This window comes from Streptomyces sp. XY431, from assembly GCF_001279805.1.
GTDB lineage: Bacteria > Actinomycetota > Actinomycetes > Streptomycetales > Streptomycetaceae > Kitasatospora > Kitasatospora purpeofusca.
The window spans coordinates 1-24,096 of the sequence record NZ_LGDO01000053.1 but is presented as its reverse complement, the minus strand read 5'-3'; the positions used below and the strand labels follow the sequence as shown (position 1 = coordinate 24,096).

Here is a 24,096-nt window from a genome sequence, read left to right as displayed (position 1 = left end):
CCCCCCGCCCCCCACCGCCTCCTCCGCGGCCCAGTCCAGCGCCGCCAGACTCTCGGGAGACCCATCCACCCCGACCACGACGAATCCGCTCACATCAGCCTCCGCCCAACCCGACCCGGACGAACCCATACGCCCGCCCGCACCCCCTCCCTCCCCACCCCTCCCCAAGTCCACCCAGAGTCCAAGGTCCCCGCCACCCGACCGGTGGTCCCGGTGCCGCATCCGAGCACGGCCGATCCCGGGCGACACCCACCCGGCACCGGCTCGGTCCGGCTCGATTCCGGTTCTCTCGAATCAGGGGAGGGTGAGGATGCGGGGGCCGGTGGGGGTGATGGCGACGGTGTGTTCGACGTGGGCGGCGCGGGTGCCGTCGGTGGTGCGGAGGGTCCAGCCGTCGGGGTCGGTGGCGTGGGTGTCGGTGCCGCCGGCGATGAGCATCGGTTCGATGGCGAGGACCAGGCCCGGCTTCAGGGGGAAGCCGCGGCCGGGGCGGCCCTCGTTGGGGAGGTGGGGGTCCTCGTGCATGCGGCGGCCGATGCCGTGGCCGCCGTAGCCTTCCAGCAGGCCGTAGCGCGCGCCGCGGGCGACGGTGCCGATGGCGTGGGCGATGTCGCCGGTGCGGTTGCCGACGACCGCGGCGGCGATGCCGGCCGCCAGGGCGCGGCGGGCGGTGTCGATCAGCCGCTGGTCCTCGGGGCGGGGCGTTCCGACGGTGAAGCTGACGGCGGCGTCGCCCGCCCAGCCGTCCAGGAGGGCGCCGCAGTCGATGCTCACGAGGTCCCCGTCGCGCAGCCGGTAGGCGGTCGGGATGCCGTGCACGACGGCGTCGTTGACGGAGGCGCAGATGACGGCCGGGAAGGGCACCGGGGCGAAGGACGGCCGGTAGCCGAGGAAGGGCGAGGTCGCCCCCGCCTTCCGCAGTACCTCCCGGGCCACCTCGTCGAGTTCCCGCAGGCTCACCCCGACCCCGGCGGCCCGCTCGACCTCCGCCAGCGCGGTGGCGACCACTCGCCCCGACTCCCGCATCGCGGCCAGCGCCGCCTCCGACTTGAACTCCACCATGGGACCCCTCCGGGCATAGCTCCAATTCTTATACCGGTATTTGTATCACGGTCGAGTGGCGTCGGCGGGTGGCCTACCATCGGGGGCATGGTGAGGACTCCGCTGACCCCCGGGGAACGCGAGCGCGGCGAGCGCTTCGGTGTGCTGCTGCGCGAGGCGCGGGGCGGGCGCAGCATGGTCGAGGTGGCAGGGGCGGCCGGGGTGTCGGCCGAGACGCTGCGCAAGATCGAGACCGGACGGGCGCCGACCCCGTCGTTCTTCACCGTCGTGGCGCTGGCGTACGCGCTGGGGCTGTCGCTGGACGAGCTGGCCGCCGCGGCCGCGCTTCCGGACGCGGACGGGAGCGAGGCCGAGGCGCTGTCCGCCTGAGGCGGTCGACGGGGCCGGCGTCCCGGGGTCAGGCGGTGATACCGCCGTCGAGGACGAGGTCGGCGCCGACGGTGAAGGCCGACTCCTCGGAGGCGAGGTGCAGGACGGCGGCCGCGACCTCCTCGACGGCGCCGGCCCGGCCGACCGGGACGTCGCCCTTCATCCGGTCCGCCTTGTCGGCGGCGTTCTCGCCGGGGCGGGAGGACATGCTGGTGTCGACCGGGCCGGGGCTGACCATGTTGATCCGCACGCCGTCGGCGATGTGGTCGCGGGCGGCACTGCGGGTCAGGGTGGCAACGGCGGCCTTGGAGACGGCGTAGGCGCCGAGGTTCGGCAGCCGGACATGGGTGCCCAGGTTCGAGGCGATGTTGACGATCGCCCCGCCGCCGTTGGCGCGCTGGTGGGCGATCTGGTGCTTCATCGCGTACCAGGTGCCGTTGAGGTTGATGTCGATGACGCGCCGCCACTCCTCCTCCGCCACATCGGCGATCGGGGCTATGCCGCCGAGCACGCCGGCGTTGTTGACGGCGATGTCCAGGGCTCCCAGGTGCTCCACGGTCTCCCGGACCAGGCGGGCGGCGTCCGCGGAGTCGGAGACCGAGCCGACCAGGGCCACGGCGGTGCCGCCGTCCCGCTCGATCAGCGCGACGGTCTCGGCCAGGGCGCTCGCGGTACGGCCGGCGACGGCGACGCGGGCGCCCTCCCGGGCGAAGGCGAGGGCCACGGCTCGGCCGATGCCGCTGCCGCCACCGGTGACCAGGACGGACTTGCCGGTGAAGCGGGTGGTGCTGCGGGACATGGGAGTACTCCTCGATCAAGGTCTGGATGAGCCGGTCTAAATTGACCGTTCGGTTCAGAATGGGGACAGAAGAAGGGGCAAAAGTGGGCAGCGGAGAGGAGGGGCAGGGAAGCAGAAGGGCCGGTCAGTCCAGCAGGACGAGCGCCTGGTCGGCGGCGTCGCGCAGGCGGGCCGAGCCCTCACCGGCCTTGCCGATCACCCGCATGCCCTGGAACAGCACCAGCAGCATCCGGGCCAGCGCCTGCGGGTCGCGCCCCTCGGGCAGCTCGCCCTGGGCACGGGCGCGGACCAGGGCCGTGGCGAGCACCGTCTCCAGGTGGAGCAGGTTGGACTCCACCCGGCGGGCGGCGCCCTGGTCGTGCGGGGCCAGTTCGACCGCCGTATTGGTGACGAAACAGCCCCGGTGCGGGCCGTCCTCACCGTCCGCGGCGGACTCGGCGGCGAACCGGCGGACCAGCGCCCGGACGGCCGGCAGCACCGGGCCGGGCTGCGACAGCTCGGCCAGCAGCACCGGCTGCTGTTGCTGGCCGTACCGCTCCAGCGCCCGCAGGTAGAGCTCCCGCTTGCTGCCGAAGGTGGCGTAGATGCTGGCCCGGGCGATCCCGAGGTGCTCGACCAGCTCGGCCATCGAGGTGGCCTCGTAGCCGCGCCGCCAGAACAGCTCCAGGGCCGACTGGAGCGCCGCGTCGGGGTCGAATTCCTTGGTCCGTGCCATAGCTGAAAGGTAGTCGATTCCAGATCGATCGGTCAAGAAAGATAGAAGGGGAGAAGGGAGAAGGAAAGGCGGCCGGCCCGGCCCCGGGAGGGACGGGCCGGCGCCGGGCCTCAGCCCTCGGCGAGGTGGCGCTCCACGGTGGCGACCTTGCTGGTCAGTCCGTCGGTCACCCCGGCGCGGTCGTCGATCTTGATGACGGTGCTGATCCGGCTGCTGTAGGCCTTCACCGCCTCGATCGCCTCCCGGATCACCGGCATCACCTCGTCCCACTCCCCCTCGATGCTGGTGAACATCGCGTCCGTGCGGTTCGGCAGCCCGCTCGCGCGGACCACCCGGACGGCGGCGGCCACCGCCTCCCCCACGTCCTCGCCGACCCCCAGCGGGGTGACCGAAAAAGCAGCGATCACGGCTCCGTCTCCTCCCACGATTCCCGGACGACCCCGAGCCCCGGACGACCCCGAGCCCCGGACGACCCCGAGCCCCGAACAGCCCCGAGGCCCGGGTCGGGCCCCGGCCACCGCCGGGCGGCCAGCCTAACGAGCCGCTCAGACCACGGTCGGCAGCGGCGGGTCGACCGCCAGCGGGGCGGTACTGCGGGCACGGTGCTGGGCCGCCCAGGTGGTGAGCGCCACGGTGCAGGCGTGGTCCAGGTGGCGCAGCCCGGACCAGTCGAGTTCGACCGGGCGGTCCGCGGGGAGGCGTTCGAGGGTGTCGAGCAGCCGGGGCAGCCGCAGGAAGGTGGCGTTGCCGCTCAGCCGGACCCGCAGCGGGGCGACCCGCAGCGGGGCCTCCTCCGCGCCGGGCGCGGCGGGCCGCTCCTCGACGCCGATCTGCAGGTGGGAGGTCTGCCAGGCCGACTTGGCGACGGCCAGGCCGATGCCGATCAGCACGCCCTCGAACAGGTCGGTGGCGATGATCGAGACGGCGGTCACGGCCAGCACCGCCGCCTCCCCCCGGTGTTCGCGGCAGAGCGCGGCGATCCGCCGGACCGGGACGAGCTTGGCGCCCGCGTGCACCAGGACGGCGGCCAGCGCGGTCAGCGGGACCAGGCCGAGCACGCCCGGCAGCAGGGCCGTGAAGAGCAGCAGCCAGCCGCCGTGGAGGACGCGCGAGGCCTTGGTGCGGGCGCCGGCCTGGACGTTGGTCGCGCTGCGGACGATCACCGCCGTCATCGGGAGCGCGCCGAGCAGGCCGCAGAGGGCGTTGCCGATGCCCTGGGCGGTGAGTTCGCGGTCGTAGTCGGTGCGCGGGCCGTGGTGCATCCGGTCGACGGCGGCCGCGCTGAACAGCGTCTCGGCGGAGGCGATCAGGGTGAAGGCGAGGACGGTGCCGGCGCCGGCCGTGGTGGCCAGCGCGCCGAGCGCGGCGTGGTCGGGCAGTTGGACGACGTCGAGCAGCCCGGCCACCTCGACCCGGGCCACCGGCAGGTCGAACAGCGCGGTGACGGCGGCGGCCAGGCCGACCGCGGCCAGGGGGCCGGGCACGGCCCGGGCGAGCCGGGGCGGCAGGTACTTCCAGGCCACCAGCACCAGCAGGGTGGCGACCCCGAGCGCCAGGGCGCCGCGGTCGGCGGCCCCGGTGACGGCGTCGCGCAGCAGTGCGGGCAGGCCCGCGATCTTCTCCGGTCCGGTGCCGGGGGCCCGGCGGTCGGCGAGCGCGTAGAGCTGGCCGAGCAGCAGGGTGAGGCCGATGCCGGCCAGCATGCCGTGCACCACGGACGCCGACATGGCGCGGAACCAGCGGCCCAACCGCAGGGCTCCCATGGCGAGTTGGAGCAGGCCGGTGAGCAGCACCAGGACGCCGAGGGCGCCCGCGCCGTACTCCTGGACGGCTTCGTGGACGAGCACGGTGAGGCCGGCGGCCGGGCCGCTGACCTGGAGGCTGCTGCCGGGCAGCGCGCCGACCAGCAGGCCGCCGACGATGCCGGTGACCAGGCCGAGTTCGGCGGGCACCCCCGAGGCGACGGCGACGCCGACGCAGAGCGGGAGGGCGACCAGGAAGACGACCAGGGAGGCGGGGAGGTCGTACCGCCAGGGCACGGCGCGCAGCACGGCCACCGGGCCGCGCCGGGAACGGGAGCCAAGGCGGGGACGCGAGCCAAGGCGGGGACGGGAGTGCGGAGCGGCGGGCGGGCTCTTCCGCCGTCGGGGCAGACCGTTCACCGGCGCACCGCCCGAAGGACAGCAGGCGGAGCGGGGGCGGCGGCGGGACAGGTGGGCAGGGCACATCGTCGAGGCATGGGGAGCTTCCTTCCGCGCACCCGGCGGGGCGGCGCGTCGCGGGCGACGCATCGGCAGCGGGTGCGTTGCTGCGGTGTGCTGCTGGTGGCGGCGGTGCGGCGATGGCGCGGTGCTGTGGCGACGGCGGGGCCACCGGTGGTGGCGGACCTGCCGTCGGCGGCGGTACTGCCGGTGGCGGCCGGGACGCGCGGACCGGGACGGCCGGCGCGGCGAGTGTGCTGGACGGGACCCCGGACGGACCCCGGAACGGGACCGGCGACCGGAACTCCCCCGCTCCGCCCCGGACCCCCGTGACCCCCTTGCCGCGCCCCCTTGTTGAACATGGCAACCATGACGGGCCCGGCGTGGGACCGACGGTACCCAGCGCCCCGGAGCCGGCCAACCTCGCACACCGTCCCTCCACCTCAACGGCACGGCTTCAACGCAACCGTGCCGAAATCCGAGGTCATGGCAGGTACGCACGTTCGCCCGTCGAGCAGATGAACGGCCAATCCCACCCCTCCGCACGTTCCACATTCTGTTGAAAGCCCCCTTGACGCCCCGACGACCCCCGTCCTACTTTTATTCCACATACAGAAACCGTTCTTCCGTATGGTGGAATTCTGGAGATGAGCCCTCCGACCCACTGCGGGCCGACGCAGGAGAGACCCGATGCCCCGAATGACAGCCGCCCGCGCGGCCGTGGAGATCCTCAAGCTCGAAGGCGTCGACGTCGCCTTCGGCGTGCCGGGCGCGGCCATCAACCCCTTCTACGCCGCCCTCAAGGCCTCCGGCGGCATCCGGCACACGCTGGCCCGCCACGTCGAGGGCGCCTCGCACATGGCCGAGGGCTACACCCGCGCCGCCGCGGGCAACATCGGCGTCTGCATCGGCACCTCCGGGCCGGCCGGCACCGACATGATCACCGGGCTCTACTCGGCCATCGCCGACTCGATCCCGATCCTGTGCATCACCGGCCAGGCCCCGGTCGCCCGCCTCCACAAGGAGGACTTCCAGGCCGTCGACATCGCCTCGATCGCCAAGCCGGTCACCAAGGCCGCCACCACCGTGCTGGAGGCCGCGCAGGTCCCCGGTGTGATCCAGCAGGCCTTCCACCTGATGCGCTCGGGCCGCCCCGGCCCGGTGCTCGTCGACCTGCCGATCGACGTCCAGCTCACCGAGATCGACTTCGACCCGGAGGCCTACCAGCCGCTGCCGGTCTACCGGCCCACCGCCAACCGGATCCAGATCGAGAAGGCGATCGCGCTGCTCCAGCAGTCCGAGCGGCCGCTGATCGTGGCCGGCGGCGGCGTGATCAACGCCGACGCCGCCGGGCTGCTGCTGGAGTTCGCCGAGCTGACCGGCGTCCCGGTGGTGCCGACGCTGATGGGCTGGGGCATCGTCCCGGACGACCACCCGCTGAACGCCGGCATGGTCGGCCTGCAGACCTCGCACCGGTACGGCAACGAGAACTTCCTCGCCTCCGACTTCGTGCTCGGCATCGGCAACCGCTGGGCCAACCGCCACACCGGCGGCCTGGACGTCTACACCGAGGGCCGGACCTTCGTCCACGTCGACATCGAGCCCACCCAGATCGGGAAGATCTTCGCCCCCGCGCTCGGCATCGCCTCCGACGCCCGCGCCGCGCTGGAGCTCTTCGTCGAGGTCGCCCGGGAGCTCAAGGCCGCCGGCACCCTCAAGAACCGCACCGAGTGGGCCGCGTCCACCCAGGAGCGCCGGGCCCGGCTCCAGCGCCGCACCCACTTCGACAACGTGCCGCTCAAGCCGCAGCGGGTCTACGAGGAGATGAACAGGGCCTTCGGCCCGGAGACCCGCTACGTCACCACCATCGGCCTCTCCCAGATCGCCGGCGCGCAGCTGCTGCACGTCTACAAGCCGCGGCACTGGATCAACTGCGGCCAGGCCGGCCCGCTCGGCTGGACCATCCCGGCCGCGCTCGGCGTCGCGACCGCCGATCCCGAGGGCCAGGTCGTGGCGCTCTCCGGCGACTACGACTTCCAGTTCATGATCGAGGAGCTGGCGGTCGGGGCGCAGCACCGGATCCCGTACGTCCACGTGCTGGTCAACAACTCCTACCTGGGGCTGATCCGGCAGGCGCAGCGGAACTTCGACATCGACTTCCAGGTCAAGCTGGAGTTCGAGAACATCAACGCGCCGGAGCTGGGCGTCTACGGCGTGGACCACGTCCGGGTCGCCGAGGGCCTGGGGTGCAAGGCGATCCGGGTCACCGAGCCGGAGGGGCTGCTGCCGGCCTTCGAGGAGGCCAAGAAGCTGGCCGCCGAGTTCCGGGTGCCGGTCGTGGTCGAGGCGATCCTGGAGCGGGTCACCAACATCTCGATGGGCGCGGCCGACATCGACAAGGTGATGGAGTGGGAGGAGGTCGCCACCCTCCCGGAGCACGCCCCGACGGCGATCCGCCCGCTCGCGCTCTGACGCACCCCCGGCGGCGGGTTTTCACGCCGAGGCCGTACGGGTACGTACCACGGAACGCCCGCGCGCCACTGCGGCGCGCGGGCCTTCCCGCCGGGAGGCCGACACCGTGTCCTTCGCGATGAGCAGCACCGAACGCGAGCGCTTCCTGGCCGGCGTGCACGTCGGCGTCCTCGCCGTGGACGGCACCGGGGCGGGCGGGGCGCCGCTGGCCGTACCGGTCTGGTACGCCTACCGCCCCGGCGGCCTGGTCACGGTGCTCACCGGTCGGGACTCCGTCAAGACGCGGCGGATCCGGGCGGCGGGCCGCTTCACGCTCTGCGTGCAGCAGGAGCAGCCGCCCTGCCGGTACGTGAGCGTGGCCGGGCCGGTGGTGGCGATCGAGGACCGGATCGACCCGGACGAACGGGCCGCCCTCGCCCACCGCTACCTGCCGCCCGCCACCGTCCGGTCCTACCTGGCCGCCACCGCCGAGCAACTGGTGGCCGACGTGGCCGTCCGGATGCGGCCCGAGCGGTGGCTGAGCGCCGACTTCACCGCGATCGCCGAGCAGCTCCGGGAAGCCCCTCCGACAGCCTCGGAGGGTGTCAGCCGTCCGCCTTCTGGCCCCGCTGGACCCGCTTGATCCGCTCCGCCTGGACATCGCCGAACCGCTTCAACGTCTTGTGGTCGCGCTCGTCCTCGTCCAGCTCGATCAACGACACGACGGCGCCGACCCGCATCACCAGGGTGCCGGCCAGGATCTTGGTCGCGGGCTGGCCCGAATCCCCGTCCTGCTCGATCTCCTTCTCGAAGGCCTGCGACTGCTCGGCGGCGGTCTTCACGTCGACCTTGCGCGCGGCGCCCTCCTCCTCGGCGAAGGAGGCCACCATCGCCTCGAAGACCGGACCGGCGTTCTCCGGCTTGTCGAAGGTCAGCAGGGTGAGCCGGATGTCGTTGGAGGTGCTGGACTCCGACTTGTACCGGACGTTGCCGCCCAGCTGGAGGCCGAGGCAGTCGGCCTTCAGCTTCTTCCGGCAGGTGGCGGAGGCGTCGGCCTGCGTGACGGCCTGCGGCGGCTTCGCCCCGGAGGAGCGCTTCCAGCCGGAGGGGAGCGAGGTCTCGCTCGGCAGGGCGTCCCGCACCTGGTCCGGCTCCGACAGCACCACCTTCGCCTGGAACGCCGACCCGCTGCCGCTGTCGGAACCGCATGCGGCCGTGCCCAGTGCCAGCGCGGCGATCGTCGCCGCCAGTGCGAGATTCCGCCCGCGCCGCTTCGACTTGTCCATCGTGGTGCCCCCGTTTCGTTCTTCCCCTGAAGATCAGCAGCGGATATCAAACCACATGATCATCGGATATTTCCGACCGGCCGTCCGGCCCGGACCGGGGCCGGACGGGGACCGGATCGGGGCCGGACGGGGACCGGATCGGGGCCGGAACACCAGACCGCCAATGGTGGTTGAGCAGGCGGGAAGGACTACCGTTCCCGACGAGCACCGCCCGTTGTCACCCACTCCTCCTCCTAAGGGGACCAACCGTGAGCCTGTACGACATCCCGCTGCGCACGCTGACCGGCGAGGCCGCCTCGCTGGCCGACTACAAGGGCAAGGCGCTGCTGATCGTCAACGTCGCCTCCAAGTGCGGCCTGACCCCGCAGTACGCCGGCCTGGAGCGGCTCCAGGAGCGGTTCGCCGGGCGCGGCTTCACCGTGCTGGGCTTCCCGTCCAACCAGTTCGCCGGGCAGGAGCCGGGCAGCGCCGAGGAGATCCAGACCTTCTGCTCCACCACCTACGGCGTGACCTTCCCGCTGTTCGAGAAGACCGATGTGAACGGCGACGACCGGCACCCGCTGTACGCGCGGCTGACCGAGACCGCCGACGCCGAGGGCAAGGCCGGGGACGTCTCCTGGAACTTCGAGAAGTTCCTGATCTCGCCGGACGGCACCGTGGCCGCCCGGATCCGGCCGCGCACCGAGCCGGAGGCGGACGAGGTCGTCGCCGCGATCGAGGCCGTACTGCCGACCGTCTGACGCGCACCGCCCGCGCCGACGGGCGGACCGGGCGGTACCACCGATCCACCCGGTGGTACCGCCCTCCGGTCAGCGGGTGACGCTCCAGACCAGGGCGCGGGTCAGCGCCGGGGTCAGGGCCGGGTCGACGACGGCCGACGTGGGGTCGTTCGCGACGGCCTTGAGCTCGTGCGCCGCGGGCTTGGGGCCGGTGGGGCCGAGGTCGGAGACGGCGATCGTCCTGCGGTCGCGCAGGGCCGTCACCTCCTTGCCGTCGAGGTACCAGCGCAGCTTGGTGCCGGAGACGGGGAGGTCGACGGTGAGACGGTCGGTCGCGGTCAGCTTGGTCGTGGTGGGCGTGGCGCTGGTGAGGGTGGAGGCGTGCCGGTAGAAGCCGGCGATCATCGCCTCGCGGCCGGGAAGGTTGAACTCGCGGCCGAGCGAGCGCATCACGGAGTTGTCGGTCGGCCGGTTGAGGCCCGACGGGTGGTTCCCGCCGCCCTGGTAGGCGCCGACGGTGCCGCCGTCGGGCGAGGTCTTTCCGAGCCAGCGGTACCACTTGGCCTTGTCCTTGCGCATCCGGTCGGCGCTCAGGGTGGTGAGGTTGGGCTGCGGGGGCTCGGCGCCCTGGTAGGGCCCCTGGTCCTCGGCGACGTACTCGTCCGCGAGCTTGCCCAGCGAGTGGCCGGTCTCGTGCACCGCGATCTGGCCGGACGCGGCGTTGCCGCCCGCCACGGTGGCGATGCCCTCGTACCCGAGCGGCGACCGGGTGCTGCCGTAGCCGGCGCCGCCGTACTTGGCGGTGTTGGCGACGACGATCACCAGGTCCGCCTGCGGGGCCTTGGCGGCGTAGGCGTCAACGGCCTTGATGTCCACGCACAGCAGCCGTTCGACCGAGTTGCACCAGAACCGGGAGCCGAGGGCGGTGGTGCGGACAGTGCTCTGCTTCGGGTCGCCGGACACCCCCGACTGCGCGGAGACGGCGCCCACGGCCCACACGTTGAACAGCTTGCGGTAGGCGGCGTAGGGCTGGACGGCGCTGATGTCCTTCCACTTCGCGGCGGCGTCCTTGCGGAACTTCTCCTGCTCCGCCGCCGTGTAGCCGTCGCCGATCAGCACCACGTCCAGCTTGCTGTCCGTGCTCCCGTTGTTGACGATCTTCGTGACCGCACCGTCCCCGGCGGCGGCCGCGCTCATGGACGGCTCGGCGACGAAGGGCGAGGCCGCGGGGACCCTGGCCCGGCTGATCGCGCCGTCCTCGGCGAACACCTCGACGTCCTGCTCCCCCGGGAAGGCGGGGAGGCCGTCCGGGTCGGAGGGGCCGGTGACGCCGGTGGGGTCGGACGTCGCTGCGACGGCAGCCTGGTCGGACGGAGCGGCGACGGCCGGACCGGCGACGACGGTGAGGGCCGCCGACGCCGTGGCTCCGGCCAGGAGGAGCGAGGTGAACCTGCTGTTGCGCAAAGGATTTCTCCGACATCGATGGGCGGCACGAGCGGCGAGGCGCGACTCCGGGACGCGACGCACCGTCGCCCGCCGCCGCCAACCCGGTTGGGGATAAGCCGGGCTGACGCTGCGACACCTCCGGCCGCCACCTCACCGGTGGATACGGCCGACTCCGCACGAACGGTTCAGACCCCGGCCGGGCACCGCCCGCTCCGGCAGGCCCACGGGGTCAGGCGCAGTGGTAGGGGAACGAGACCGCGGCGGTGCGGGAGCCGGGCGCGAGGATCTCCAGGGTCGCGGTGGCCGCGAGCGAGCCCCGGCCTTCGAAGCTCCACCGGAGCACCAACTCGGTGCGCTGGGCGCCGGAACCGATGTCCTGGCTGATCTCGCCCGAGGTGGTTCCGTCGCTGCGCAGCCAGCGGTAACGGAGGGTGCCGGCACCACCGTTGGTCTCCACCTCAGCCTTGACCACCGCCACCGAGTCGCAGCCGGGGCCGGCCGGGTCGGTGGTGACGCCGACACCGGTGACCGCGAGGACGGGCGTGGCGAAACGCCAGAACAGCAGCGCCAGGACGGCCAGCAGCAGCACCAGCGGGAGCAGCCAACGCCATGCCCGGCGACGGCGCGGCGGCTCGGCTCCCGGGACGGCCGCGCCGTGCCAGACGGCGGCGGCCAGCGGCGGGACGCCGGGGCCGAAGCGGCGCAACTCGCCCGGGGCGAGCGGTCGTTCGTCCTCGCTGTCGATGGCGGAGGGCGTGGCCGATGCCGACGGGGCGGCCGGTGCGGACGGCGGCGCGGCACCGGTCGGGGCGGAGGCGGGGGCTGGGTCGGCCGGGGCGGAGGCGGAGGCGGCCGGGGCGGCGGTGCCGTGCGCCGGGGTGTCCCGCAGCGTGAGCTCCTCCACCGTCTCCCCGGCGCCGCCCCAGACCCCGGGGTCGAGGAAGGTCGCGCTCATGGCCTCGTTCGCGTCGATCCGCACGGTGGCCTCGGCGTCCGGGCCACCGGTGGCGGGCCCGTCCGGCTTGTCCGACCCGTTCGACCCCTCCGGCTTGTCCGACCCGTTCGGCCCGACAGCGGCCGACCCGGACCCGAGCCGGACGGTCTCCGTACCGCCGGCCGCGGCCGGGGCGAGTCGGACGGTCCGGTCGGCATCGCCGGTCGCGGCCGCGGCCGGCACCGGGGCCGGGTCGGAGTCGGGTCGGGGCGTGGTCATGGCTTCTCCAGGGAGCGGGACGGAGACGGGTGGAGGCGGGGGCGGGGTGTTCGGGGCCGTGGGCCGGCGCGCCGTCGGGCCCGGCGGGGTCAGCGCGGCGGGTCGCAGAGGTAGGCGGCCACCTCGGCCGAGGTCCGGCCCGGCTTCGCGGCCGCCGGGCCGGTACCGACCCGTACGCCCCAGGTCGGGAAGGTGTCGGCCGAGGTGAAGTCGTGCGTCCTGGTCACCGTGGCGCGACCTTCCCGGACCGCCACCGTGTCGGTCCCGACGTCGACCGTCCGACCGCCGGAGCTGTGGTACCAGGTCAGCGTCAGCGTGCCGCTGCCCGCGCCCTGGGCGACCACCGTGACCGCCGCGGTGGTGCTCCAGCGCCCGGCGCAGGACAGCGAATCCAGGTTCACCGAGCTCACCGTGAGGAGAGCCGGGGCGATCGTCAGGGTGGGCCGGACCGGGCCGACGGTCACGGACGGCGACGGCGTGGCGCTGGGAACGACGGGTGGCGGGACCGTCACGGGCGGGACGGTCGACACCGGCGGCGCGACGGTTCCCGGCGCGACGGTTCCCGGCGGGACCGGACCCGACGGCGGCGGGGCGACGGTGCCGGGCGGCACCGGCGGCAGACCGGTGCCGGGCGGCGCGGACCCGGGCCGGGTGCCCGAGGGCGTCCGGCCGGTCGGCGTCGCGGTGGGGGCGGCCCCCGGACTGCTCGGGCCCGAGGACGGCGCACCCGAGGAGGGCGGGCCGGACGGGGTGGTCGCCTCCGGGCCCGGGGTGTCCCCGCCCTCGCTCTCGGCGGGCGATGCGGTGCCCGTCGGGTCCGGTGCGCCGAGGCTGGTGGTTGCCTCCGGGGCGGGGCCCCCGACGACGGTGCGGGCGCCGCCGTCGGCAGCCCCGGCCATGGCCATCCCGGCGATGGTGGCGAGGGTCACCGCGCCGGCCGCGACGCCGACGAGGGCCTTGCCGCGGGTGCCGAGCCGCACCCCCCGGCGGACCGGCCTCTCCCGGTGGACCAGCGTCTCCCGGACCACCGCGGCCGGGCCGGTCGCGCCACCGGTCGCAGCCTGCCCGGCCGCGGTCTGTCCGATCGCCGCCTGTCCGCCCGGGGCTCCGCCGCCGCCAAGCGCGGTGTGGGCCAGCGAGGTGCCGCCGGCCGCGACGCCCGCGCCGGGCAGCAGCAGCGCGAGCAGGGCGACCAGGGCCGTCAGGTCGAGCCGCCCCTTCTCCTCCCACCCCGGTCCGTACCCGGCCGCCGCGACCGCCTCCAGCTCCGCCAGCAGCGCGGTCGCGCTGTCCGGGCGGGCCCCGGGGTCCTTGGCGAGGCCGGAGAGGATCAGCGGGCGGACCGGGTCCGGCGTCAGTTCGGCCGGGATCGGGGCCTCGGTGTGCTGGACGGCGAGTTCGGCGAAGGTCGTGCCGCCGTAGGGGCGGGCGCCGGTGAGGCACTCGAAGAAGGTGACGGTCGCGGCGTAGACGTCGCCCGCCGGGGAGGCGGGCCGACCGGCCCACTGCTCGGGCGGCATGTAGGCGGGGGTGCCGGAGACGTCGCGCTCGTCCCCGCTCGGCACCGCGATCCCGAAGTCCACCAGCTTGGACGTCCCGGTGGTGTCCACCAGCACGTTGGCGGGTTTGTAGTCCCGGTGCACCACCCCGGCGCCGTGCGCGGCGGCCAGGCCGAGCAGCGAGCCCTTCAGGACCACCAGGGCCGCCTCCGGGGTGGTGGCCCCCTCCGCGCGGAGCAGCTCGCGCAGGGCGATGCCGTCCACCAGTTCCATCACGATGGCCGCGCCGCGCTCGCCCTCGACGTACTCGTAGAGCCGGGTGACGTGCGGGGAGTCGAGTCCGGCCAGGACTTCGGCCTCGGCCCGCAGCGCGGCGGTGCCGGCCGTGCTGTGCAGGTACTTGACCGCCACGGGTGTGCCGGTCGCGCGGTGCCGGGCGAGCACCACCCGGCCGCTCGCGCCGGCGCCGAGCTCGCGCTCGTGGACGTACTCGGGGAGTTCCCAGGGCCGCTCGTCCGCGGGCTCCGGGGTGTTCCCCGCGGCGGGGGCGGTGCGGCCCCCGGCCGGTCTGTGGTCCCGCTGCTTCCGGTTGTCCATCGCTTCGTGCTCTCCCCGTTCACGGCCCGCTCGGCTCTGCGGCGACGCACCTTACGGCAACGCCGACGCTGCCAGGGACGCGGCCGGTGAGCAGCGGGTTCCGGGCCGAAGGCGCTCCTGGATCACGATTCGGGTGCTTCGCACACCGTGCCAACCATCCGCCCGTACGAAGCAGCGCGAAGAGGGCGCAGAGGGGCGCGAAGGGGGGCGCGTTCAGCCGAGCAGCAGCCTGGTGCCCGGCGGCAGCCCGCCGGTGCGGGCCGCGTCGCGCAGGTGCGCCAGCAGGGTCGCCCGCAGCGCCTCCGCCGCCCGGGTCGGCGGCACCTCGTGGCCGTGGGCGACCGCGATGGTGCGGCCGAGGCCGGGACCGGCGAAGTGGGCCACGGCGAGACCCGAGCGGTCGGCGACCATCCCGGGCAGCACGGCGGGCCCGAGCCCGGCCCGGACGAAGCCCAGCACCGCGTCCATCTCCCCGCCCTCCACCGCGAACTCGGGCTCGAAGCCCGCCGCCCGACAGGCCGCCAGCGTCGCCTCCCGCAGGTCGTAGCCCTCCCGGAACATCACCAGCGGCCGCTTCCCGAGCTCCGCCACCCGCACCGTGCGGCGGGCCTGCGGCTCGGCCGTCACCAGCACCAACTCCTCGTGCAGCAGCTCGGTGACGGCCAGCGCCGGTACGGCCTCGCCGCTGGGCGGGGTGATGATCAGCGCGAGGTCCAGCTCCCCCGCCGCCAGGGAGCGCACGAGGTCCCGCGAGCCGCCCTCCCGCACCATCAGCGCCACCCCCGGGTAGCGGTCGCGGAACACCCGCAGGACGTCCGGCACCAGGCTGGTGCACAGGCTCGGCGGCGCCCCCAGCCGCACCCGGCCGCGGCGCAGCTGGACGGTCTCCTGCACGGCGAGCCGGGCACTCTCGGTGTCGGCGAGGATGCGGCGGGCGAGCGGCAGCAGGGCGTCCCCGGCGTCGGTGAGGGCGATGTTGCCCCGGGTCCGGTGGAACAGCTCGGCGCCCAACTCCCGCTCCAGGGCGCGGATCTGTTGCGATAGTGACGGCTGGGCGACAAGTTCCGCCTCGGCCGCGCGGGTGAAGTGGCGGGTTTCGGCGACGGCGAGGAAATATCGGAGCTGCTGGAGTTGCACAGCTCCCAGCATAGGCAGGACCTATCGTCACGAGCCGCATCATGTCTTGGACGCACCCTGACTGCCGTCCCTACCGTTGGCGCCATGACAACCGCGTCCCGGACGGCCCGGCATCCGTCCACCCTGGCGACCCTCTGGCGGTCGACCGTCGGCAAGAAGGCGGTCATGGCCGTCAGCGGACTGGCGATGCTGCTGTACCTGGTCGCGCACATGCTGGGCAACCTCAAGGTCTTCTTCGGCCCGGACGACCTCAACGGCTACGCGGCCTGGCTGCGCACCCTCGGCCAGCCGTTCCTCGGCCACGAGTGGTTCCTCTGGATCGCCCGGGCCGGTCTGCTGGCCGCCGTCGTGCTGCACGGCGTGGCCGCGTTCCAGCTGAGCCGGCGGGACCTCGCCGCCCGGCCGAGCAAGTACGCCCACCAGCGGCGGCGGGCGAGCTACGCGACCCGGACGATGCGCTGGGGCGGGGTGATCCTGGCGCTGTTCATCGTATGGCACATCCTCGACCTGACCACCCTGACCGTGAACCCCAACGCCGAGCACGGCAGGCCGTACCAGAACATCGTGGCCTCCTTCGGGAACTGGTACTCCTGCGTGATCTACATCCTGGCGATGCTCGCCGTCGGCCTGCACGTCCGGCACGGGTTCTGGAGCGCCGCGCAGACCCTCGGCGCCAACAACGCCCGCCGGGACCGGGCGCTGAAGCTGACCGCCAACGGGCTGGCGCTGCTGCTGACCGCGGGCTTCCTGTCCGTCCCCGTCGCCGTGATGACCGGAGTGGTGAAGTGAACGCGTCCCCGGAGCGCAATGTGTACCCGGACCCCAGCGCCTACCCGGACTACAGCGTCGGCGAGCCGATCGCCGACACCCGAGCCCCCCAGGGGCCGATCGAACAGCGCTGGGACCAGCGGCGGTTCGAGGCCAAGCTGGTCAACCCGGCGAACCGGCGCAAGCACACCGTGATCGTGGTCGGCACCGGCCTGGCAGGCGGCGCGGCCGGCGCCACCCTCGCCGAACAGGGCTACCACGTGGTCCAGTTCTGCTTCCAGGACTCGCCCCGGCGGGCCCACTCGATCGCCGCCCAGGGCGGCATCAACGCCGCCAAGAACTACCGCAACGACGGCGACTCCGTCCGCCGGCTGTTCTACGACACCGTCAAGGGCGGCGACTTCCGCGCCCGCGAGTCCAATGTGCACCGGCTGGCCCAGGTGTCGGTGGAGATCATCGACCAGTGCGTGGCCCAGGGCGTGCCGTTCGCCCGGGAGTACGGCGGCCTGCTGGACACCCGCTCGTTCGGCGGCGTCCAGGTCTCCCGGACCTTCTACGCCCGCGGCCAGACCGGCCAGCAGCTGCTGCTCGGCGCCTACCAGGCGCTGTCCCGGCAGATCGCGGCCGGCAACGTGGAGCTGCACGCCCGCACCGAGATGCTCGACCTGCTGGTGATCGACGGCCGGGCGCGCGGGATCGTCGCCCGTGACCTGGTCACCGGCGAGATCTCCAGCTATACCGCCGACGCCGTGGTGCTCGCCTCCGGCGGCTACGGCAACGTCTTCTACCTCTCCACCAACGCCAAGAACTCCAACGCCACCGCGATCTGGCGGGCGCACCGGCGCGGCGCGTACTTCGCCAACCCGTGCTTCACCCAGATCCACCCGACCTGCATCCCGCGCTCCGGCGACCACCAGTCCAAGCTGACGCTGATGAGCGAGTCGCTGCGCAACGACGGGCGGATCTGGGTGCCGAAGGCCAAGGGCGACACCCGGCCGCCGGACGAGATCCCGGAGCAGGAGCGGGACTACTACCTGGAGCGGATCTACCCGTCCTTCGGCAACCTGGTGCCGCGCGACATCGCCTCCCGGGCCGCCAAGAACGTCTGCGACGAGGGCCGCGGCGTCGGGCCCGGCGGGCAGGGCGTCTACCTGGACTTCGCCGACGCCGTCCGCCGGCTGGGCCGGGACGCGGTGGAGGCCAAGTACGGCAACCTGTTCGAGATGTACGAGCGGATCACCGCCGAGGACCCGTACCGGGTGCCGATGCGGATCTACCCGGCGATCCACTACACGATGGGCGGGCTCTGGGTCGACTACGACCTGCAGACCACCGTGCCGGGCCTGTTCGCGATCGGCGAGGCCAACTTCTCCGACCACGGCGCCAACCGGCTCGGCGCCAGCGCGCTGATGCAGGGCCTCGCGGACGGCTACTTCGTGCTGCCGCCGGTGCTCAACGACTACCTGGCCCGGGAGCCGCTGCCCGCCGTCCCGGCCGACCACGAGGAGATCGCCTCGGTCGAGGCCGAGGTGGCGGACCGGCTGAACCTCATCCTCGCGGTGGACGGCGACCGCACCCCCGACTCCTTCCACCGCGAGCTCGGCGAACTGCTCTGGGACGAGTGCGGGATGGCCCGCGACGAGGCCGGGCTGCGCCGCGCGCTGGAGCGGATCCCGGCCCTGCGGGAGGAGTTCTGGCGCCGGATCAAGGTGCCCGGCACCGGGCAGGAGCTCAACCAGGCGCTGGAGAAGGCCAACCGGCTGGTCGACCACTTCGAGCTGGCCGAGCTGATGTGCCTGGACGCGCTGCACCGCGCCGAGTCCTGCGGCGGCCACTTCCGCACCGAGAGCCAGACCCCGGAGGGCGAGGCGGCCCGGCGGGACGAGGAGTTCTCCTACGCCGCCGCCTGGGAGTTCACCGGCACCGGCCGGGCGCCCGTGCTGCACCGCGAGCACCTCGACTTCGAGTACGTCCACCCCACCCAGCGGAGCTACGCGTGAACCTCACCCTCAGGATCTGGCGCCAGGCGGGCCCCGACACGCCCGGCTCGATGACCACCTACCAGGTCGGCGGGATCAGCCCCGACATGTCCTTCCTGGAGATGCTGGACACCCTCAACGAGGAGCTGATCCTGCGCGGCGACACCCCCGTCGCCTTCGACCACGACTGCCGCGAGGGGATCTGCGGCGCCTGCGGCATGGTCATCAACGGCCGGGCGCACGGCCCCGAGCGCACCACCACCTGCCAGTTGCACATGCGGCACTTCGAGGACGGCGACACCATCGACGTCGAGCCGTGGCGGGCGGCGGCGTTCCCGGTGGTCAAGGACCTGGTGGTGGACCGGTCCGCCTTCGACCGGATCATCGGTGCCGGCGGGTACATCACCGCCCCGACCGGCAGCGCGCCCGACGCCCACGCCACGCCCGTCCCCAAGGAGGCCGCCGACACCGCGTTCGAGCACGCCGAGTGCATCGGCTGCGGGGCGTGCGTGGCGGCCTGCCCCAACGGCTCGGCGATGCTGTTCACCTCGGCCAAGGTGGTCCACCTGAACGTGCTGCCGCAGGGCGCGCCCGAACGCGCCTCCCGGGTGCGGAACATGGTGGAGGCGATGGACGCCGAGGGCTTCGGCGGCTGCACCAACACCGGTGAGTGCGCGACGGCCTGCCCCAAGGGCATCCCGCTGCCGAGCATCGCCGCCATGAACCGGGAGTATCTGCGCAGTTCGCTGCGCGGGGGCCGCTGACCCCCGGGGCGGTCCGCGAGGACGGCCCTCCCCGGGCCGAAGCGGGGCGCGCGTGGTGCTCGTGCGCGCCCCGCTTCTTCGACTGTTCGTCAGGATCGTTACTGGCTCCTCGGATTTCGCGCTACGGTGGTCCCCGCGCCGAGGAGGAATGCATATGCCCGAGGTTCAGGCCTGCTCCGGGTGCGGCGGGTCCGGGGGGACCCAGAAGACCGAAGCCACGGTCGAACTGGACGAGGAAGGGAGCATGGTGCCGAAGATCCACACCTTCTGGTCGCCATGCGGTCGGTGCCACGGATCCGGGACGGTGATCGTCGGATGAGGCTGGTCTTCGAATGCGTCGAGTGCGGTAGCCACTACCTGCCGCCGGAGGCGATGGTGTACCCCGACGGGCCGGCCTCGCCGGTCTGGTGCACCCACTGCCAGACGGCGAAGCGGGCGGCGGGGGTCCGGGAGGACCCGCTGCTGGCGCGGGTCGCCCTGGCGACGGCCAAGGCCGCGCGGGCCGGGAACGCCCGCGCAGGCGGCACCCCGGAGGAGGCGGCGGGCAGCCGTCCGGACGTCCGGCCGTCGCGGCCGCCGGTCTCGCGGCGGGCCCGTTCCGGGCCGGGCGCGGTGCGCAGCAAGCTGGCGTAGCGGAGGCCGCCGAGCCCCGCTCAGAACAGCGCCTCCTGGGTGTCCGGAGCCTCCGGCCGCGCCCTGGGGAGCAGTGCCAGACCGGACGGCGGCCGGCCGGGCGCCGGGGTGAGGGTCCAGCCGGTCAGCAGACGGGTGTCCAGGAGCAGCGGCGGGTCGCCGTCCGGCCGGTCCAGCAGCAGGTGCCGGCCGATCGGCGCGCGCAGCCGTCCGGCCACCACCGCGCCGTCCGCCAGGCCCTCGACCGCGTGGTAGACGGCGGGGGCGCCACCGGTCAGGCCGAAGAGCCCGACCTGGTCGACCACCGGGTGGCCGGGCAGCAGTTCCAGCTCGTGGCCGTGCAGCAGGTCGTGCGCGCGGGCGCGGGCGTCGGTCAGCACGGCCCGGCGGTGGGCGGCGTCACCGTGCTCCCACCAGTGCTCCACCTTGGCCCGGACCTTGAACCGCTCCCGGGCCAACCCGGCGGCGGAGACGGTGAGTTCGGCCCGGCGGACGGCGGGCAGGGCGCCCCGGGCGGCGAAGGTCCAGGCGAGCGCGCCCTGTTCGAGCAGTCGGCTGGTGCCGCGCTGCTCGGCGGTCAGGCCGACCTTCAGCAGGCCCTCGCCGAACCAGGCGAGATAGAGCCGGTAGGTGCGGCCGTCGTCGAGGATCTGGTCCCGGGCCAGCGCCAGGCCGCGGTCCACGCTCTGGCAGGGCGGGCACTGCACGGCGCCGCCGTCCGGCGCGATCCCGGCCCGGTGCGGGCACGGCGTGCGCTCGTCCCGGCCGACCAGCAGGGCGCCGATGCAGCGGCGCGGTCCGCCCAGCCGCCAGCCGACCTCGGTGCCGGGCACCACCTCGCGCTCGTGCGTGCGGTGGCCGTGGACGGCGCTCAGCACCGCCCGGCCGTCCCGCCACGCCAATCCGGTGGAGACCCACCCGTCCGTCCCGCTCACCCTCGACCTCGCCCGCGTCGCCCGAACTGTCGAGGCTACCGGGTGGCACCGACAGGGTCCGCCGGGTCCCCGGGTCGGCCCGGGTCCCGGGCCCGGCCCGGGGGCGGTAGCGTCGCCGTATGACCACCACCGACACCGTGCCCGCCCCCGTCCCGCCCGGCCCCGTGACCCCGGACGACCTCGCCGCCGTGCTCCGGCTCGCCGTGGACACCCTGCGCGCCGCCCCCGCCGGCACCGACTGGTCCCGGCCGGCCGGCGGCATCACCTGGGACTGCTGGAGCACCGTCGAGCACCTGGCGGACGACCTGCTCGCCTACGCCGCCCAGCTCGGCCCCGAGGACCCGCCGCAGGACCGCTACGTGCCGTTCGTGGCCCAACGGGCCCACCCCGGCGGCCCGAACAACTTCGTCCTCGCCGAACGGGAGGGCGGACCGGCGGCGCTGGTGGAGGTGCTGGCCGCGAGCGGCGGGCTGATGGTCTCGATCGCCCGCACCAGGGGGCCGGAGGTCCGGGCCTTCCACCCCTGGGGCCTGGCCGACCCGGCCGGTTTCGTCGCGATGAGCCTGGTGGAGACCCTGGTGCACCTGCACGACGTGGCCGAGGGCCTCGGCCTGCCCTGGGAGCCGCCGGCCGAAGTCTGCGCCCGCACCCTGGCCCGGCTGTTCCCGGACGTCCGGCCCGACGCCGCCGGTCCCTGGCCGACCCTGCTGTGGGCGACCGGCCGCCTGGCCCTCCCCGGCCGCCCGCGCCGGGGCGAGTGGCGCTGGTACGCGGACGCGCCGACCGCCCCCGCCGCGGCCTGACGCCCGCTCACCCCCGCTCGCCCCCGGGCGACGCCGCAGGTCGCGGGCCCTTTGCGCGCTCCCCCGGTGCACGTTCTATTGTGGCGGGCGCGGGCGGTGGCGCGGCCGGGAGGCGGGCGCCGGGCCGGAGCGGCGTGGAGCGAAGGGGTGGACGTGGCGGGGCGGCGGAACAACGGGGTGCTGGCGGTCTGGGCGGAGGCGCAGCGGCAGGAGCAGCGCCGGGAGGAGGCGCGCTGGCGCGCCCAGGCCGCCGAGCAGCGCCGGTGGGAGCGCGAGCAGCGCGAGGCGCAGAAGGCGGCGGCCCGCACCGAGCGGGAGGCGCAGCGGTCGTACCAGCAGTCCAGGGAGGCCGAGGCCGCCCGGCGGACGGCCGAACTCGACGGCCGGGTGGAGGAGTTGCGGGGTCTGCTGGCGGCCGGTCTGGACCGTCCGGCGTTCCGGGCGCAGAGTCTGCTGGCCCCGCGCCCGGTGCCGCCGTTCGAACCGGGGCGGCTGGGCGAGCCGGTGCCGATGCCGGACCAGGCGCAGTACCAGGTGCCGCCGCCGGACCAGGCGCAGGCCCGCAATCCGGGGGTGCGGCAGCGGTACGAGCAGTACGTGGCGCAGGCGCGGGCCCGGTTCGAGCAGGACTGGTACGCGGCGCAGGCGGCCGAGGCAGAGCGGCAGCGGCGGCTGGGCGAGTACCACGGGCAGTACCTGGAGTGGGTGGCCAGGTTCCGCCGGGAGGACGAGGAGCGCGCCGCCCGGACCGAGGAGTCGCTGCGCCGGCTGCGGTCCGGCGAGGCGGAGGCGGTGCAGGAGTACTTCTCCGCCGTGCTGTACGCCTCGGCGGGCTGGCCGGAGGGCTTCCCGCACCGGCTGGTGGCGGCCTGGGAGGCGAGCAGCCGCCAGCTGGTGGTGAACTGGGAGCTGCCGGGCCCGGACGTGGTCCCGGCGACCGGCCGGGTGCGGTACGTGAAGACGGACGACCGGGAGGCCGAGGTGGCCCGCCCGGCGACCGAGCGCAAGGCGCTCTACCGGGAGGTGCTGGCGCAGAGCGCGCTGCGGGTGGTCACCGAGCTGTACCGGGCGGACGGGGACGGGCTGCTGGCCTCGGTGGTGCTGAACGGCTTCGTCCGCGGCATCGACCCGGCGACGGGCCGGGAGGCGGAGCGCTTCCTGACCACGGTGACGGTGGACCGGGCCGAGTTCGCCGGACTGACGCTGGACCGGGTGGCGGCCGTGGAGTGCTTCCAGGGGCTGGGCGGGGTGCTGTCCGCGCGTCCCGAGCGGCTGGACGAGGTGCGGCCGGACCGGCTGCCGGAGACGGTCGGCGGCAGTGTGGCGGGGCAGGGCGGCGAGGACGATCCGGACCTCTTCGAGATGGACCCGATCGAGTTCGAGGAGCTGATCGCGGAGCTGTTCCGGCTGCGCGGCTTCCGGGTGATGACCACGGCCCGCAGCGGGGACGCCGGGGTGGACGTGGTCGCCGAGGACCTCGATCCGGTGACCGGCGGACGGATCGTCATCCAGGCCAAGCGCTACCGCTCGACGGTCTCCCCCACGGCGGTGCGGGACCTCGACTCCACGGTCCGCCACCACGGTGCGATCAAGGGCATCCTGGTGACCACGGCCGGGTTCGGGCCGGGTTCGTACGAGTACATCCGCAACAAGCCACTGACCCTGGTGAGCGGTCCCGAGCTGGTGGAGCTGCTGGCCGAGCAGGGCCTGCGCGGGCGCCTCGGGGAGCGGACGGCGGGCGGCGGGGCGAACAGCAGCGGGAACGGCAGCGGCAGCGGCACCGCGAACAGGAACGGCAGCGGGAGCGGCTCGGAGGGCGGCGGCGCGAACGGCGGGGCCGCGGGACGGAGCGGGCCCGACAGCGCCGCGGCCGGCACCGTGGGCGCCACCAGCACCGTGGCCCTCTCCTGGGGCAGCCGCACGGCCGGCGGGGACCCGGTCGAGCTGGACGTCTCGGCGTTCCTGTGCGCGGGCGGCCGGGTGCTGGGCGACGAGCACTTCGTGTTCTTCAACAATCCGCAGGACCCGGACGGCGCCGTCCGACTGCACCCCACCCGCTCGGTGCCGGGCGAACCGGTCCGCCGGGCCGAACTCACCCTGGACACCGCCCGGCTCGCCCCGGCGGTGGACGAGGTGGTGGTGGCGGTGTCCACCGAGGAGGAGGAACCGCCGACGCTGCCGCTCGGATATGTGCACGGGCTGGCGCTGACCGGCGCCTTCGGCCCCGACGTGGCCGGGCCGGCCCGGTGGGAGCCGGGGACCGGCGGGGTGCCGGAGAGCGCGATGGTCGTCGGATCCTTCCAACGCCGCGGAGGTGTCTGGCAGTTCGCGCCGAGCGGGACACCGGTGCCGGGCGGTCTGGCCGGTCTCGCGGTGCGCTGGGGCGTGGCGGTCGAGTAGCCGGGCCCGGGGCCGGTCCTGCGCCTGACTGAGGAGCCGCTGTCATACCCGAGGAGGAGAGGAGCCCCCGCCGGGCCGCCGGGTCGGCGGGGGGAGCCTGTACCCGGGAGCGACCATTCGGGTACGGGCCGGTGGCGAGAATGGAAGGGAAGACGATCATCCGATTTTGCTTCCGCTTTCCCTCGCATTCCCCAGGAGACCCTCGTGACGATGTCCGCAACCGCCGTCCGTACCGGCCGGGCGGCCGCCCGCGCCACCGGCCTGAACAAGGTCTACGGGGAGGGCGAGACCCGCGTGGTCGCCCTCGACAACGTCAGCGT

General features: G+C 74.3%; 21 protein-coding genes and 1 pseudogene. 11 read left to right on the top strand and 11 right to left on the bottom strand.

Annotated elements, in window-relative coordinates:
• Positions 1–294: 294 nt before the first annotated feature.
• Positions 295–1,062 (bottom strand): type I methionyl aminopeptidase, encoded by a 768-nt coding sequence (gene map, locus ADK60_RS08505; protein WP_053644567.1) that lies wholly within the window; start codon positions 1,060–1,062, stop codon positions 295–297.
• An 87-nt stretch (positions 1,063–1,149) separates the two neighbouring features.
• Here map and ADK60_RS08500 point away from each other — a divergent pair, with 87 nt between their 5' ends.
• Positions 1,150–1,431 carry a helix-turn-helix domain-containing protein gene (locus tag ADK60_RS08500; RefSeq protein ID WP_045941864.1) on the top strand — a complete coding sequence of 94 codons (282 nt, stop codon included), beginning with the start codon at positions 1,150–1,152 and terminating at the stop codon, positions 1,429–1,431.
• Positions 1,432–1,459: 28 nt separating this feature from the next.
• Here ADK60_RS08500 and ADK60_RS08495 read toward each other — a convergent pair whose 3' ends face one another.
• The 4 genes from ADK60_RS08495 to ADK60_RS08480 form a co-directional block, all read right to left on the bottom strand.
• Complete coding sequence (locus tag ADK60_RS08495) at positions 1,460–2,230, bottom strand: SDR family NAD(P)-dependent oxidoreductase (RefSeq protein WP_053644566.1); 771 nt, start codon at positions 2,228–2,230, stop codon at positions 1,460–1,462.
• Positions 2,231–2,354: 124 nt separating this feature from the next.
• Positions 2,355–2,945 (bottom strand): TetR/AcrR family transcriptional regulator, encoded by a 591-nt coding sequence (locus ADK60_RS08490; RefSeq protein WP_053644564.1) that lies wholly within the window; start codon positions 2,943–2,945, stop codon positions 2,355–2,357.
• A gap of 110 nt (positions 2,946–3,055) precedes the next feature.
• Positions 3,056–3,352 carry an MTH1187 family thiamine-binding protein gene (locus ADK60_RS08485; RefSeq protein WP_053644562.1) on the bottom strand — a complete coding sequence of 99 codons (297 nt, stop codon included), beginning with the start codon at positions 3,350–3,352 and terminating at the stop codon, positions 3,056–3,058.
• Between the two features lie 138 nt (positions 3,353–3,490).
• The gene (locus ADK60_RS08480; protein WP_053644560.1) at positions 3,491–5,002 is read right to left on the bottom strand and encodes a SulP family inorganic anion transporter; all 1,512 of its coding nucleotides are present in this window, start codon (positions 5,000–5,002) and stop codon (positions 3,491–3,493) included.
• 834 nt (positions 5,003–5,836) lie between these two features.
• Here ADK60_RS08480 and gcl point away from each other — a divergent pair.
• Positions 5,837–7,618, top strand: a complete 1,782-nt coding sequence (gene gcl / locus ADK60_RS08475) for a glyoxylate carboligase (protein WP_079008165.1) — start codon at positions 5,837–5,839, stop codon at positions 7,616–7,618.
• A 118-nt stretch (positions 7,619–7,736) separates the two neighbouring features.
• Positions 7,737–8,240 carry a pyridoxamine 5'-phosphate oxidase family protein gene (locus ADK60_RS08470; protein WP_079008167.1) on the top strand — a complete coding sequence of 168 codons (504 nt, stop codon included), beginning with the start codon at positions 7,737–7,739 and terminating at the stop codon, positions 8,238–8,240.
• On the opposite strand, the gene ADK60_RS08465 is transcribed toward ADK60_RS08470, so the two are convergent.
• Positions 8,203–8,883 carry a hypothetical protein gene (locus ADK60_RS08465; protein WP_053644556.1) on the bottom strand — a complete coding sequence of 227 codons (681 nt, stop codon included), beginning with the start codon at positions 8,881–8,883 and terminating at the stop codon, positions 8,203–8,205. The genes ADK60_RS08470 and ADK60_RS08465 overlap by 38 nt on opposite strands.
• A 248-nt stretch (positions 8,884–9,131) precedes the next feature.
• On the opposite strand from ADK60_RS08465, the gene ADK60_RS08460 reads away from it, so the two are divergent.
• Positions 9,132–9,623, top strand: a complete 492-nt coding sequence (locus ADK60_RS08460) for a glutathione peroxidase (protein ID WP_053644553.1) — start codon at positions 9,132–9,134, stop codon at positions 9,621–9,623.
• 69 nt (positions 9,624–9,692) lie between these two features.
• Here ADK60_RS08460 and ADK60_RS08455 read toward each other — a convergent pair whose 3' ends face one another.
• The 4 genes from ADK60_RS08455 to ADK60_RS08440 all read right to left on the bottom strand — a co-directional run bounded on the left by ADK60_RS08455 (position 9,693) and on the right by ADK60_RS08440 (position 15,494).
• Entirely contained in the window at positions 9,693–11,066 is a 1,374-nt protein-coding gene (locus ADK60_RS08455; RefSeq protein WP_079008164.1) for a M64 family metallopeptidase, read from the bottom strand.
• 211 nt (positions 11,067–11,277) lie between these two features.
• The gene (locus tag ADK60_RS08450; RefSeq protein WP_053644551.1) at positions 11,278–12,261 is read right to left on the bottom strand and encodes a hypothetical protein; all 984 of its coding nucleotides are present in this window, start codon (positions 12,259–12,261) and stop codon (positions 11,278–11,280) included.
• Between the two features lie 89 nt (positions 12,262–12,350).
• A complete protein-coding gene (locus ADK60_RS08445; protein ID WP_053644549.1) occupies positions 12,351–14,357 on the bottom strand; it encodes a serine/threonine-protein kinase in 2,007 nt (668 codons plus the stop codon).
• A 213-nt stretch (positions 14,358–14,570) separates the two neighbouring features.
• Positions 14,571–15,494: a LysR family transcriptional regulator gene (locus ADK60_RS08440; RefSeq protein WP_045943616.1), complete on the bottom strand. Its 924-nt coding sequence runs from the start codon at positions 15,492–15,494 to the stop codon at positions 14,571–14,573.
• Between the two features lie 84 nt (positions 15,495–15,578).
• Here ADK60_RS08440 and ADK60_RS08435 point away from each other — a divergent pair, with 84 nt between their 5' ends.
• The 4 genes from ADK60_RS08435 to ADK60_RS08420 all read left to right on the top strand — a co-directional run bounded on the left by ADK60_RS08435 (position 15,579) and on the right by ADK60_RS08420 (position 19,638).
• Positions 15,579–16,283: a succinate dehydrogenase cytochrome b subunit gene (locus ADK60_RS08435; RefSeq protein WP_045943617.1), complete on the top strand. Its 705-nt coding sequence runs from the start codon at positions 15,579–15,581 to the stop codon at positions 16,281–16,283.
• Positions 16,280–18,262, top strand: coding sequence for a fumarate reductase/succinate dehydrogenase flavoprotein subunit (locus ADK60_RS08430; RefSeq protein ID WP_502687407.1), 1,983 nt, complete (start codon positions 16,280–16,282; stop codon positions 18,260–18,262). Before ADK60_RS08435 ends, ADK60_RS08430 begins: the two co-directional genes overlap by 4 nt.
• Positions 18,259–19,005: a succinate dehydrogenase/fumarate reductase iron-sulfur subunit gene (locus tag ADK60_RS08425; RefSeq protein ID WP_045943618.1), complete on the top strand. Its 747-nt coding sequence runs from the start codon at positions 18,259–18,261 to the stop codon at positions 19,003–19,005. Before ADK60_RS08430 ends, ADK60_RS08425 begins: the two co-directional genes overlap by 4 nt.
• Before the next feature lie 315 nt (positions 19,006–19,320).
• On the top strand, positions 19,321–19,638 hold the full coding sequence (locus ADK60_RS08420; RefSeq protein ID WP_053644547.1) for a hypothetical protein: 318 nt from the start codon (positions 19,321–19,323) through the stop codon (positions 19,636–19,638).
• Between the two features lie 20 nt (positions 19,639–19,658).
• On the opposite strand, the gene ADK60_RS08415 is transcribed toward ADK60_RS08420, so the two are convergent.
• Positions 19,659–20,573, bottom strand: a complete 915-nt coding sequence (locus ADK60_RS08415) for a DUF2797 domain-containing protein (protein ID WP_079008163.1) — start codon at positions 20,571–20,573, stop codon at positions 19,659–19,661.
• A gap of 119 nt (positions 20,574–20,692) precedes the next feature.
• On the opposite strand from ADK60_RS08415, the gene ADK60_RS08410 reads away from it, so the two are divergent.
• The 3 genes and pseudogenes from ADK60_RS08410 to ADK60_RS43155 form a co-directional block, all read left to right on the top strand.
• A complete protein-coding gene (locus ADK60_RS08410; protein WP_053644543.1) occupies positions 20,693–21,376 on the top strand; it encodes a hypothetical protein in 684 nt (227 codons plus the stop codon).
• Positions 21,377–21,529: 153 nt separating this feature from the next.
• Complete coding sequence (locus ADK60_RS08405) at positions 21,530–23,776, top strand: restriction endonuclease (RefSeq protein WP_063783091.1); 2,247 nt, start codon at positions 21,530–21,532, stop codon at positions 23,774–23,776.
• 204 nt (positions 23,777–23,980) lie between these two features.
• Positions 23,981–24,096, top strand: a pseudogene (locus ADK60_RS43155) (ABC transporter ATP-binding protein); the annotation flags it as partial.

What these genes read in the sequence shown, in the direction of transcription:
- map (WP_053644567.1), bottom strand. Translation starts at nt 1,062, where the DNA reads ATGGTGGAGTTCAAGTCGGAGGCGGCGCTGGCCGCGATGCGGGAGTCG.
- ADK60_RS08500 (WP_045941864.1), top strand. Translation starts at nt 1,150, where the DNA reads ATGGTGAGGACTCCGCTGACCCCCGGGGAACGCGAGCGCGGCGAGCGC.
- ADK60_RS08495 (WP_053644566.1), bottom strand. Translation starts at nt 2,230, where the DNA reads ATGTCCCGCAGCACCACCCGCTTCACCGGCAAGTCCGTCCTGGTCACC.
- ADK60_RS08490 (WP_053644564.1), bottom strand. Translation starts at nt 2,945, where the DNA reads ATGGCACGGACCAAGGAATTCGACCCCGACGCGGCGCTCCAGTCGGCC.
- gcl (WP_079008165.1), top strand. Translation starts at nt 5,837, where the DNA reads ATGCCCCGAATGACAGCCGCCCGCGCGGCCGTGGAGATCCTCAAGCTC.
- ADK60_RS08470 (WP_079008167.1), top strand. Translation starts at nt 7,737, where the DNA reads ATGAGCAGCACCGAACGCGAGCGCTTCCTGGCCGGCGTGCACGTCGGC.
- ADK60_RS08465 (WP_053644556.1), bottom strand. Translation starts at nt 8,883, where the DNA reads ATGGACAAGTCGAAGCGGCGCGGGCGGAATCTCGCACTGGCGGCGACG.
- ADK60_RS08450 (WP_053644551.1), bottom strand. Translation starts at nt 12,261, where the DNA reads ATGACCACGCCCCGACCCGACTCCGACCCGGCCCCGGTGCCGGCCGCG.
- ADK60_RS08445 (WP_053644549.1), bottom strand. Translation starts at nt 14,357, where the DNA reads ATGGACAACCGGAAGCAGCGGGACCACAGACCGGCCGGGGGCCGCACC.
- ADK60_RS08435 (WP_045943617.1), top strand. Translation starts at nt 15,579, where the DNA reads ATGACAACCGCGTCCCGGACGGCCCGGCATCCGTCCACCCTGGCGACC.
- ADK60_RS08420 (WP_053644547.1), top strand. Translation starts at nt 19,321, where the DNA reads ATGAGGCTGGTCTTCGAATGCGTCGAGTGCGGTAGCCACTACCTGCCG.
- ADK60_RS08410 (WP_053644543.1), top strand. Translation starts at nt 20,693, where the DNA reads ATGACCACCACCGACACCGTGCCCGCCCCCGTCCCGCCCGGCCCCGTG.